Raw genomic sequence first — 234 nt, 5'->3', positions numbered from 1 at the left:
CAACTCGCCTGCATGAAGCCGGAATCGCTAGTAATCGCGGATCAGCATGCCGCGGTGAATACGTTCCCGGGCCTTGTACACACCGCCCGTCACACCACGAGAGTTGGTAACACCCGAAGTCGGTGAGGTAACCTTTTGGAGCCAGCCGCCGAAGGTGGGACCAATGATTGGGGTGAAGTCGTAACAAGGTAGCCGTATCGGAAGGTGCGGCTGGATCACCTCCTTTCTAAGGAT

Annotated in this window: 1 rRNA gene; it reads left to right on the top strand. The window is 56.8% G+C overall.

The annotated features are described in order from the left end of the window. Positions 1–226: ribosomal RNA gene (locus tag GMJ66_RS20310) — 16S ribosomal RNA — on the top strand; the annotation flags it as partial. Positions 227–234 lie beyond the last annotated feature (8 nt).

Origin of the sequence: Oceanobacillus salinisoli (assembly GCF_009733865.1) — a bacterium.
Classification (GTDB): Bacteria; Bacillota; Bacilli; order Bacillales; family Amphibacillaceae; genus Oceanobacillus; species Oceanobacillus salinisoli.
This window is presented reverse-complemented; position numbering and strand designations above follow the sequence as displayed.